Origin of the sequence: Calothrix sp. FACHB-168 (assembly GCF_963889195.1) — a bacterium.
GTDB lineage: Bacteria > Cyanobacteriota > Cyanobacteriia > Cyanobacteriales > Nostocaceae > Aulosira > Aulosira anomala_A.
Window position 1 is genome coordinate 90,385 of record NZ_CAWPNJ010000013.1, and the last position, 11,808, is coordinate 102,192.

Here is an 11,808-nt window from a genome sequence, read left to right on the forward strand (position 1 = left end):
ACAAAGTCTGAACGGGGAAAACCTCTGTTCAGGCTTTGTGCTTTATAAGTGGATGTAGTGCATGTAGGTTGGGTTGAGGAACGAAACCCAACACTCCAAATTCCTGTAATTGTTGGTTTTCACGACCTTCTACCCGACCTACTGGACTGACACAGCTAAAATAGTGCATTAGTAAAACTCTTGTGGGATGGGCGTCTCGCCCGTCCTGGGCGGACAAGATGTCCACCCCACAAGAAAATTATATTGCAACATTTTAGGCGTGTCAGTCCACTACATTTATTTTTCTTTTCCCAAAGTGATAGAAGAGTGCTGTTGATTAACCCTTAGTCCCTATTGGTAAAGTGAGGGTGAAGGCTGTTTGACCTGGAGATGTGATATTGACAGTCAAATCGCCATGATGGGCGCGGGCGATTTCTCTAGCGAGGCTGAGTCCGAGTCCGATTCCTTCTACTTGGCGGGTACGTGCTGGATCGCCACGATAAAAGCGGTCGAATAGGCGATCGCGATCGCTCATGGCAATATCTTTTGATGCATTAGTAATGGTAATATAGAGTTGATTTCGCTGTTTTTGGGCAAAAATCTCAATCCAGCCATTGTCAGCGAGATTGTATTTGATGGCGTTACTCAAAAGATTTTGCAGTACTTGCATGAGTAAATCGCGATCGCCTTGGACTTTGAGTCCAGAGGGAATGTGATTTTTAACAGTTAAATGAGGGGCTAATAATTCGACATCTTCTAGCATTTCCACCAGCAACTCAGACATATCCACCCCTACTAAATACAAACTCATCTGTCCCGCATCAGCTAGGGATAACAGCAAGAGTTTGCGCATAATTCCACTGAGACGGCGCACTTCATCTAATAAATTGCTGAGGCGTTGTTGGACTTCACTACCGGGGTCAACTTGTTGTAAAGTTCTTTCTAATTCCCCTTGTAAAATAGTTAGGGGCGTTTTCAATTCGTGCGCCGCATCAGCACTAAAGCGGGAAGCTTGGGTAAAACTGCGTTCTAGGCGTGACAGCATTTGATTAAACACCTGAATCAGTTCAACAAATTCTACATCTGTTGTCCCAATGGGGATGCGCTGATCTAGTCCTTTGACTGTTACCTGTTGAATTACACCCGTTAATTGAGCGATGGGACGTAACGCACCGCCAGAAATTAACCATGCTCCCACTGCTATGAGTAGTAAAGCGATGGGAATAGAAACCAAGAAAATATTGCTAATACTCGCCATTTCTTGATTGACAGCTTGCAAACTAACTGCGATCGCAACTTGACTGTGGGGAGATTTCATCACACCGATTCGCCAGTGAGCTTTTGCTGTTTTTTCTGTGACAAATGGCGGCGGATCTGGGCGAAATGGTCGAGAATCTCGTCTTTCTCGCGGTGGTAGAATTAAAGGCGTTAATTGCAGACGTTTAACTAATAAGCCCTGCACCTGTGTATCTTCCGGGAGGGAGTTAAATTCAGTCAATGTGTTGCTATTGCTATCAACTACTAAAGCGGCGACGGGAATTGTTGTATGGTTACCCCAATCAAAGGATAATAATTCTGGGCGAGGATACGATCGCTCTGGTTCTGGGGGACGACTAGCCCGCATTAACTGATTTAATAATTCTGCATCCAAGCGGCTAATTTTAGCATTGTAAATCTGAAACCAGGAGACAACCGCAAACCCAACTAAGGTGCTACCCGCCAAAGCCGCAGATAATAGCGCCATCCGTAAGCGAAACGATCGCAGTTGTTTCACAATTGTTCTGGTTTGCGAAACCGATAACCAACACCGCGAATACTTTCAATCCAACTCGGTTCGTCACTGGGGTCAATTTTTTTGCGAATGCGCTGAATACAGACATCCACCACATTTGTATTGGGGTTAAAGTCGTAACCCCAAATATGTTCCAGGATTTGGGTACGGGTGAAAACTCTTCCAGGCGATCGCATGAGATATTCTAAAAGATTGAATTCCCGACTGGTAAGTTCAATTGCTTTTTGATTGCAAGTAACTTCGCGAGCAATGCGATCGAGTTTAATCGGCCCTACTGTGAGTATATTTTGGCGATCGCCCACACTGCGACGTACCACCGCATGAATCCGCGCGGCTAACTCTTCGACAAAAAAAGGTTTAGCAATATAATCATCGGCTCCCAAGTTCAAACCTTGCAAGCGATCGTCTAATTCATTGCGCGCCGTCAACAAAATTACCGGAGCATTGCGTCCTTCTCGCCGCAATTGTTTGAGAATTGATAGTCCATCTTTTCCCGGAACCATGATATCAAGAATAATCGCATCATATTCGTTATCTAATGCCCGGAGATAGCCATCATCGCCATTGTCACAATAGTCTACAACAAATCCTTGCTCCTTCAATCCAGCCCGGACGAAGTTAGCAATTTTTGCTTCATCTTCGACAAACAGAACATTCACAAGCTTTTATCAGTTGATCTATAGGTTCTATAGGACTTACGCACACTCTACGAACTCTTCTCCCAAGGGGAGACGCTTCGCGAAGGCGTTCTTGGCGTCTTCTCTGCGAGACGCTACGCGAAGGCGGTTCAATAAATTAAGCTTTTTGGTAATTTGTGCGTAAGTCCTGTTTTATTTTAGATTGATTAATCTTTAGCTCAAATTACAAAAATGTAATTTAAAAACTAGAGAATCTGTCATTTTTGTTCTAATATGGCTTAGTCCTTAAAATTCTTTTAAGGTTTCCCGCAAGGTTTTTTTAACCTATTGTCAGTATTGTAAAAGTTATGGCATTTTAACTTATCTTGTCAAATAAGAGCTTACTATATGATAATTTTGCCAAAAATTCTCTCAACTCTGCTCTTAACAAAAGTATTGAACTCTCAAAAAAAAATAAACCTACCATGAACAAAAGACTGTTTGACTACAAACACCCATTTATTCTCCTATTCAGTGCTTTAATTGTTAGCTACGGATTTTTCTCCAAAGTATCTGCTCAAAACATTGCTGCTCCAGACACTACAGATTCTGAAGCAACCACTGTCAACAACCAAGAGTTTCCACAGTGGGGATATTACACGGTAAGAAGAGATTTTCGCAAATGTGTTTCTCCTATATGTGGGGGATATTTCATTAAGCAGGTTAACTTGAAAGCTACTCCTTGCATCGATGGTGTTTTTCGTGAGGAATGCTATGTGTCTGCAATTGATTGGAGTTCCCTAAAAGTAGCATCTTCTGATCTGGCAAAAATCCAAAGTGATGATGGTAGCCGTGTGATTCTTCGAGGTAGCATAGTTCCAGTGGAATTTCCTGGATTTGGTGAGTTTGGGAATTTGAGAGTTAAAGAAGCCTTCATCGCTGCTACAGCTGCGCCACCAAAAGGTACTTTTGTGGGACTGAAAAACAATGGCATTGTCTGCATCACTACCCCTTGCTTCTCCACAAATCAACTGGTTTTGAATAAGCCTAACATTTCTCAAGTTTCGTCAATCGATTTAAGTCAAACGGGTGCAACAAAGAAACAAATTGAAGCAGCAACAAGAGAAATTTTTGCTAAAGGTTTGATTACTGTAGGTAGAACTGAGGCAGTAAACAACTTAGATCCGACCAAGAGAGATATTAAGTTTGTGGGTACACAATTTTATCTGAGAGTAGAACCGAAATTTTGATTAGGGAACTCCAAAAATTAAATTATCCCAAATTGTAGGGGCGGGGTAACCCATACGTGTCAACTTAAGCTAAAAGCTATATACAGCGCGTGTTGTACAAAAACCCTCGCCCTCATCCCCTAACCCCTTCTCCCTGAGGGAGAAGGGGAATTGAATCTCTTGCTCCCCTCTCAGAGAGGGAGAGGGGCTGGGGGTGAGGGCAAAACCTTTGCACAAAACGGGTTTCACGTTAAGTTGACACGTATGGGTAACCCCGCCCCTACAATTTGCGGATTTGGTAAGTAATAATTGGAATATTTTTTTATTTGGAAATCCCTTAGGAGTCTTGTAAAAATAAGTTGAACAATTTAATTTTTGTAGTGCGGGCAGCGTTCGACTGAGCGCTCACGCCGAAGTCTTGCCCGCGCGAGCAAGATGCTCGCACTACTTATTTTTACTTGATGCCTTAGTCTGATCCGGGGTGAAATGAGCAGTGATACCGAAAGTTAGGCGCTGGGAATTGATGAGTCACTTTCAATAACTGCGATCGCCTTTTCCTCTGTCGAAACTTGCTTTTGTTTCATAGGTGCAACAAAAAGCCCCAGCTTGGTAGCTCTTGTAATTAGGAGAAGTCTTTTGGCCCCATTGCATTTTAATCAATGATCTGCCTTCTACTGGATTTAATCTGTCCGCGCTTGGTTTTACTATCAAGGCGTTTTTTTTGCGAACTGCGCGTTGGCTTAGTAGATTTGCGTTTTTTCTTGAGTACAACTGCGCTTTTAATCAGTTCTTTAAGTCTTTCTAAAGCCTCCTCTCGGTTCTGCTCCTGGCTGCGGTGTTCTTGAGCTTTGATGACAATTACTCCCTCTTGGGTAATGCGTCTGTCGTTTAGCTTCAAAAGCTGCTCTTTATAGAAAGCGGGTAAAGATGAAGCTCCAATATCAAAGCGTAAGTGAATGGCGGTAGCAACCTTATTGACGTTTTGACCACCTGCGCCTTGGGAGCGAATCGCGCTAATTTCGAGTTCGCTATCTGAGATGAGAATTTTATGAGAAATTTGCAGCATACCTTATATATAGCGTTATTAGGGCGGTCTTTGTTTGTCACAGTTGTATTTTGGGAAGCATCCCAATTTTGACGCAATACCCTTCTAGGGTATTGCTATACCAACAAAGCCTGCCTTCGCCGGCTAAAAGTTTGATAGCCTGCGAAGGTAGGCTTCGTATTTCTAGCCCCACCCTTATAGGGTGAATCAATTTTGGATTTTGGATTTTGGATTTTAGATTGACCCCATGCACGCCACTTGACGCCAGTCGCCTCAAGTCGGGAAACCCGCCCACAGCGCTGGCTCCTTTAATCCGGGAAACCCGTCCACCGCAGTGGCTTATGAATGCAGGGGCTTCAATTAAAATTTTTTGATTTTGGATTTTAGATTTATTCCACGAATAAATTCGCTTGCTCTCAGACCAGTTTAGATTTTAAATTTTGAATCTTCAATCCAAAATTTAAAATCTAAAATCTAAAATTCGGTGAGGGCGTTTTTGCACATTTGGGATGCTCCCGTATTTTGATGATGCAATGAGCGATCGCATCTACAGTCAAGCACCTTATACCATTTTGGATTTTAGATTTTAGATTTTGGATTGTGGAACATCTATTGGATAAGCGTTTCAGATTTCCATCTGTCGCAATCATTTTTCAAACTGGTATTACAACAGCAAAGGACAACGCGCGCTGAAAAATGCCGATGACGGAATTTTTCAAGATGGTGGCGAACAAATGTTACTCAAGCTTATCCAAAACGGGCAAGGCTATGCAGCTACCTTTGATGTGGGACTGCAAATCGCCTAGAAAAATTACAAAAATGTAATCCACAAGCTAGGCGAACTGTAATTTTGAGTCGATTAAATCATAAATATCAACACACAACACAAGTTACACGGGGAAAGATTATGAAGGCTAATAAAACAGTTGTCGTAGCGGCTATATCTATTCTTGCAGGTACATTTAGTTTAATTTCTCTCAATTCCGTCAATGCTGCCAAGCCATCCCATCGCATTGCCCAAGGTTCACAACAGCCCAATCAACAACAACAGGATGGACAACGCCGTCCACCTCGCCCTGATTTTAAAGCCGCCGCCGCCAAACTGGGTGTAACTGAACAGCAATTAAAAGATGCCTTAGGCGTTCCGGCTAATCCTCCGGCTCAAGGTGACAGAAATCAAAGACCACCCCGTCCCGATTTTAAAGCCGCCGCCGCCAAATTAGGCGTGACTGAACAAAAATTAAAGGATGCTTTGGGCGTTCCCGCTAATCCTCCCGGTGAAGGTGACAAAAATCAAAGACCACCCCGTCCCGATTTTAAAGCCGCAGCCGCCAAGTTAGGCGTAACTGAACAAAAATTAAAAGATGCGCTGGGTGTTCCTGCTAATCCTCCCAGCGAAGGCCAGCGCCCACCCCGCCCTGATTTTAAAGCCGCAGCCGCCAAATTAGGTGTAACTGAACAGCAATTAAAAGATGCCTTAGGCGTTCCTCCCCATCCCCCCGGCGAAGGCGATCGCCCAGAGTCTTCCCAAAATAGATAATTTACAAACAAAGGCAGAGGGACGAGGGCAGAAGGTAAAGAGTAACCTCAAACACATCTAATTTGCGGATTAAATTTTATCAATCTCTTGTGGGGTGGGCATCTTGCCCGCCCAAATTAAACAACTACCCCATTTATCTTGGTATATTGGATCTGTTATGAATCGCTTTTTTCGCAAATATCATCGTTGGTTAGCAATTGTCTGTGCGCTACCGTTAATGCTAACAGTCATCACTGGTATGACTTTTCCCATCGCTAAAGCTTTGCATCAACGCGAATTAGCAGGTTTCCTCATTCACCTGCACACCCTAGAAACTTTTGGACTAGATGGTATTTTCCCCATAGTTAATGGACTTGGTTTATTAGGCTTATTAGTTAGCGGAATTTATATGACCAGTTTATTTCGCGATCGCCGTTTACCTGGTAATAAACTTGATGTTTAATATTCGCGACACATCAATACATTCTAGAGGTCAAGGCAGTGCCTTGCCCCTACTATATTAAAAAATGTCAATAGGATTGCAACCCTTATCAATGATAAATGACAAATAACTATTAAATTTGGCTGATATATTTCATCTTCATGCTCCAAGGTTTGACAATTATCGTCAAGCCTTTTCTTATTCATCGCAACGCTCCAATGCCCAATGCCCCATGCCCAATGCCCCATGCCCATTATCCCACAGGTAACGTAAACCAAAATGTCGCACCGGCGGATAATGCACTAGTAACACCAATTTCGCCACCATGCGCTTGGATGATTTGCTTGCACAGATATAACCCTAATCCTAAGCTAACAGAATTGCGGGTGTTTGTACCTCGATAATAAAGGTCAAATAAGCGTTCGCTTTGCTGTTGACTAATTCCTACGCCGTTATCGCTGACTGTGCAATAAATTTTGTCTCCTTGAACGGTAGCGTTAATGGTTAAGATTAAACCAGGGGGATTATGTTTAATCGCATTGGCAATCAGGTTAGAAAAAACTCGCCATAGTTGCGTCGGATCGGCATTAATGTATGGTAAATCTGCACTAACTAAATTGGTGAGGGTGGCTTGATTTTCCCCTAGCATCAGTTCTAAATCTGCGATCGCGGCTTCGACTACTGTATGTAATTGTACTGTTTGTAATTGTAATATTACGCCTTGAACTGCACTGATATGAGCTTCGAGCAAGGAATTAATTAAATTGAGTTGGCGATCGCTACTTTTCACCATTCGTTCTAAAATTGACCGAGAAATAGTGATTTTACTCTCTGGGTTAGCTAGCAAGTTTTTCAACACCATTAAAGTCCCTAATACAGGGTTGCGTAAGTCGTGGGAAACCGCATGAAAAAATACCCGCACTGCTTCCTCTGCTTGCTTGCGCTTGGTGATATCTTCTGTCATTCCCTCGTAGTAAAGCAGTTTTCCTTGTTCGTCACGCACTGCGTAGGCTTTTTCGGAAATCCAAACAATGCTTCCGTCTTGGCGATAAATTTGCGATTCAAATTCCGAAAGACTACCATATTTTTCGATTAAGCGAACAAACTCGGCTCTCCGCTTAGGATCAACATATAATTGATGTTCGATATCTGTTAATTTGGCTGTGACTTCTTGGGGCGATGCATAGCCGTAAATCTTGGCTAAAGCGGGATTAGCTGTAATATACTTACCATCAGCACTACTTTGGAAAATCCCTTCGATGGCGTTTTCTACGATACTGCGATATTTAGCTTCTGCAACTTGCAGTTTTTGATAAGCTAATTCTAGTTCTTGATGGGCATAAAAATCGGAGCGTTGTAGGCGATCGTAAAGATAAACGCCGATGTCACAGATAGCACATAGCCAAAACACATATAAGATAAAAGTTACATCATAAAGTTCTGGATGTTCGGGTAGGAATGTTTTCAGCCCTAAGACTTGATTCACACCAAAATAGTAAATTAGCAAACCCACCTGTGAAGTTAAATGCAAATGCCAACCCACAGGTATAAATGTAGCTTGACTGACAAATAGCAATGACCAAGATAAAGGATCGCGTAGGGCATAGCCTTGAATTGTAGCGAAAAACTGCGTTCCTAGACTAATTGACCAAGAAGACCCCAATAATAGCATTCCCGGATAACGTTGACCAAACCGGGTTTTATGCACAATAAAACAAACCAGTAGAATCAAGAACATAGCAAAATTAATACATAATGCTTGCGTTCTCAATGGCTGGGGTACTTGGTCTAACTCTTTTAAGGGAAAATAAACATCATAAATACTACGCAAAGTAAAAGTAAATAAGCAGACTAATCCTACTGATAACCATAACTGCAATCTTTGCCATAAAAAGCCTCTTCTCGCATTCAGCCATTGTTGATCGCGAACAGCATTTATCGCCACATCCGCCGTTATTTTTGATGTTGAGGCTGGAAAGGCTTTTATCCCCCACCTTTGCAGTGTTTTCCAGAAGGTAGCCATCAGCTTTTACCAAGTTTGCCTATATGTTATTGTCTACTATTCTGAATTGGGGGATGAAGTCATGAGTCAATACCGTTCAGTTAGCGTCAAAAACCTTAAACCGCGTAGGTTGGGTTGAACGAAGTGAAACCCAACAAATCGCCGAAAATGTTGGGTTACCCTGCGGGAAGCCCCTTCGGGTCTACGTTCCTCAACCCAACCTACGTTTATCCTTAACTGAACCGTATTGAGTTATGAGTCAGAGACGCGATGAACCCTTGTCTGTACAAGTTTCATTAGGTAAGGTTTTTTGGGATATTGCTATGATTTTGCGATCGCCTCACTATGCTAAGTTATACCAATTTGCAAAAAGAATGCCACAGATGGTAGGGCATAGGTGTCAACTCAAGTTAAAAATAGCCTGTGTCTTGGCTTTGTCACCCGCCTGAGAATGAATTCTCAGGCTAATAGCCCAAGTCTACTAAAGTAGACTCAAGATTTGGAAGATATTTAGTCATCTTGAGATGACTTTGGCTATTAGCAAGGAACTTCAGTTCCTTGCGGTAGCTGGGTTTTGCGTTAAGTTGACACCAATGGGTACTGCCATGCCCTCTAGAATATATTGATGTGCATGGTGATTTTAAGCGCGGACTGTAGAATTTGGGGTAGCGAGGGGTAATGTAAACCAAAATGTTAAACCGCGCTGGCGATGACTAATAATTCCAATTTCCCCACCATGCGCTTGGATAACTTGGCGACTCAAATACATTTTTAAAGCAATACTGCTAGAACAACAAGCTTGTGGTTCGGGAATGTACAAATCAAACAAGCGATCGCACTCTACTTTACTCAGAGTAATGCCATTATCTTGAATTTCTGTGCGAATGATACCACCTTCAACTTTGGTTTTTAGGGTAAAGGTGAGTCCTGGTGGGTTGTTTTGCAAACTATATGTGAATAGATTGGCGATGACTTTTTGCAACCGCGTCGGATCAGCCATGACTAAGGGTAAATCGTCAGGGACTAAATTATTCAATATGGCTTGATTGTGGTTGAGTAATGGCTGCAAATCTTTGCTAATTGATTCTAGCAGTGTGTTATAATGGACTAGCTCTCGACGCAGATTAATTCCTTGAGCTTCACAACCATGAATTTCTAGCAAAGAGTCGAGCATTGCTAGTTGGCGATCGTTACCTTGAATCATACGTTCAATCACCGAACGCGATACAGGAATAAAAGATTGAGAATTGGCAAGGCGATGTGAAGTTGCTTCTTTAGCTAGTTCCCATTCACCAGTTCCTAAACTTTGAGTTTTGAGTAAATTCTTCAATACCATCAAGTTACCCATAACCGCAGTCCGCAAATCGTGGGCTACAGTATGTAAAACTACATTTTTCACCCGTTGCATTTCTTCTAGTTCCTGCATTTTCTGCTGGAGTTGGGCGGTGCGTTCTTCTACTTGACGTTCTAAATTAGAATTAAGTGCAGCCAATTCTTGATATAATTGAGCTTGTTGAATAGCGATCGCTAATTGCTCTGACATTTGCTGCAATAAATCAATTTCGATAGTTTGCCATTGCCGAGGCCCAGAACATTGATTAGCTACTAACGCCCCAAATAACTGCTGATTGAGCATAATCGGTACAGCTAAGGTAGCCCTTGTCTGAAATTGTTGATAATGCGTTCTAATTTTGGGAGAGACAACAGTTTTATTCACATCTTCCACTAACCGCACGCTATTAGTGATCAGGAGATTTTTTAATTCCTGGAGATAACTTTCATCGTCAGTAGTCCAACCTAAGACTGCGGGATATTGGGGATTGACTGATTCGGCTACAGTTTTCGCTTTCCCTTGACAATCGCTAATCCCAATAAATACGCGATCTGCTTGCAAAAATTGCCGAACTTCGGTGACTGTAGTTTGGAGAATTTGCTCTAGATTGAGGGAAGAACGAATTCGCGCTAATGTTTCGGTTAATAAGCGATCGCGTTGTACAGTCAGGTGTAATTGTGCTTCTACTTGCTTGCGTTCGGTAATATCGTGAATTACAGCCAGTATGCAGGGAATATTTTCTAATTCGATGATTTCGGCTGATACTAGGGTTGTAATGATTTTCCCCGATTTGACGCGAAAGTTGATTTCTAAGTTACGCGCAAAGCCTTCCATTTGCAATTGTTGCAACAACGCCATGCGATCGCGCTTATCTAGCCAAATATTTAATTCAAAAGCTGTACGCCCAATCACTTCCTGTTGCTGATACTCAGAAAGCCTGACAAAACTCTCGTTAACTTCTAAGAAAAGTCCTTCTTCCACAGTGCTGAGGAGAATCGGATCGGGACTGCAACGAAAAGCTTTAGCATACTTTTGGGCGAGACTTTGCAAGTTAGTTTCCCCTTGTTTGCGTTCTGTAATATCCCGCACAATGGCTAAAACTTCGTCGTTACCGCTAACTACCAAGCGTGCTTCATAATCGCGAACGCCTACAGGTGTTGCTAATTGATATTCACAAATTTGTAAATTTTGAGAATCCAAAGTTTTAGCGATCGCTTCTTGGCTAATTGCGGCGACATCTGGCGGTAACAAGTCTGCTACTTTTTTCCCTAATATCTCTTCTTTGAGTAGCAGCAAACTTGTAGAATCTTCTTTTAAATCTAAATATTCACCTTCCCGGCTGAGGCGAAACATCAAATCGGGAATTGCATCTAAAATTGCCTTATAGCGCCTTTCACTGCGACGCAATTGTTCTTCTACCTGCTTACGGTCTGTAATATCCATTACCAAACCCTCCCATAGCCAATCACCATTAGCTTGTCTTTCCAATTGGGAAGCACCTTGAATCCACTTGATTTTGCCACTTGGTGTAATGATGCGACCTTCCCAACGCCAAGGTGATAATGTAGCTTTTGCAACTTCTATAGATTTTGCTAACGATTGCACATCTTCTGGATGAACTAGTCGATCTAAAACCTGCAAATTTGCTTGGATAACTTCTGGTTCTAACTCATATAATTCGCGACAACCAGAACTTACATACATCACCAATTCGGAACCATCCTGCCGTTGCAGGATTTGGAAAATCATTCCCGGTAAATTAGCAGCAACTTTTTCCAACAAAGTGTGATTCCCCTGTGGAAAATCTGGTTTATGCAGTAATTTTACAATTTCATCCACTTTTTGTGCCT

10 protein-coding genes are annotated in these 11,808 nt (G+C 42.3%); 4 read left to right on the top strand and 6 right to left on the bottom strand.

What is annotated here, in order from left to right; all coding sequences use genetic code 11:
- Nucleotides 1-28: 28 nt before the first annotated feature.
- From AACW45_RS06875 to AACW45_RS06885, 3 genes are all read right to left on the bottom strand, one after another.
- A complete protein-coding gene (locus AACW45_RS06875; protein ID WP_190632334.1) occupies nt 29-169 on the bottom strand; it encodes a hypothetical protein in 141 nt (46 codons plus the stop codon).
- Nucleotides 170-316: 147 nt separating this feature from the next.
- Nucleotides 317-1,753, bottom strand: coding sequence for an ATP-binding protein (locus AACW45_RS06880; RefSeq protein ID WP_313933765.1), 1,437 nt, complete (start codon nt 1,751-1,753; stop codon nt 317-319).
- Nucleotides 1,750-2,430, bottom strand: a complete 681-nt coding sequence (locus AACW45_RS06885) for a winged helix-turn-helix domain-containing protein (RefSeq protein ID WP_190632335.1) — start codon at nt 2,428-2,430, stop codon at nt 1,750-1,752. The genes AACW45_RS06880 and AACW45_RS06885 overlap by 4 nt, the downstream gene beginning before the upstream one ends.
- A gap of 443 nt (nt 2,431-2,873) precedes the next feature.
- Here AACW45_RS06885 and AACW45_RS06890 point away from each other — a divergent pair, with 443 nt between their 5' ends.
- Nucleotides 2,874-3,638 (top strand): DUF6748 domain-containing protein, encoded by a 765-nt coding sequence (locus AACW45_RS06890; protein ID WP_190632336.1) that lies wholly within the window; start codon nt 2,874-2,876, stop codon nt 3,636-3,638.
- A gap of 631 nt (nt 3,639-4,269) precedes the next feature.
- Here AACW45_RS06890 and arfB read toward each other — a convergent pair.
- Complete coding sequence (gene arfB, locus AACW45_RS06895) at nt 4,270-4,683, bottom strand: alternative ribosome rescue aminoacyl-tRNA hydrolase ArfB (protein ID WP_190632337.1); 414 nt, start codon at nt 4,681-4,683, stop codon at nt 4,270-4,272.
- A gap of 886 nt (nt 4,684-5,569) precedes the next feature.
- On the opposite strand from arfB, the gene AACW45_RS06900 reads away from it, so the two are divergent.
- Both AACW45_RS06900 and AACW45_RS06905 read left to right on the top strand, forming a co-directional pair.
- Nucleotides 5,570-6,202 carry a hypothetical protein gene (locus AACW45_RS06900; protein ID WP_190632338.1) on the top strand — a complete coding sequence of 211 codons (633 nt, stop codon included), beginning with the start codon at nt 5,570-5,572 and terminating at the stop codon, nt 6,200-6,202.
- Between the two features lie 103 nt (nt 6,203-6,305).
- The gene (locus AACW45_RS06905) at nt 6,306-6,644 is read left to right on the top strand and encodes a peptidase (protein ID WP_306415001.1); all 339 of its coding nucleotides are present in this window, start codon (nt 6,306-6,308) and stop codon (nt 6,642-6,644) included.
- A 232-nt stretch (nt 6,645-6,876) separates the two neighbouring features.
- Here AACW45_RS06905 and AACW45_RS06910 read toward each other — a convergent pair whose 3' ends face one another.
- Nucleotides 6,877-8,646: a PAS domain-containing sensor histidine kinase gene (locus AACW45_RS06910; RefSeq protein ID WP_190632339.1), complete on the bottom strand. Its 1,770-nt coding sequence runs from the start codon at nt 8,644-8,646 to the stop codon at nt 6,877-6,879.
- Between the two features lie 233 nt (nt 8,647-8,879).
- On the opposite strand from AACW45_RS06910, the gene AACW45_RS06915 reads away from it, so the two are divergent.
- Complete coding sequence (locus tag AACW45_RS06915; protein WP_190632340.1) at nt 8,880-9,074, top strand: hypothetical protein; 195 nt, start codon at nt 8,880-8,882, stop codon at nt 9,072-9,074.
- A 191-nt stretch (nt 9,075-9,265) separates the two neighbouring features.
- Here AACW45_RS06915 and AACW45_RS06920 read toward each other — a convergent pair whose 3' ends face one another.
- Nucleotides 9,266-11,797, bottom strand: coding sequence for a sensor histidine kinase (locus AACW45_RS06920; RefSeq protein WP_313933767.1), 2,532 nt, complete (start codon nt 11,795-11,797; stop codon nt 9,266-9,268).
- Nucleotides 11,798-11,808 lie beyond the last annotated feature (11 nt).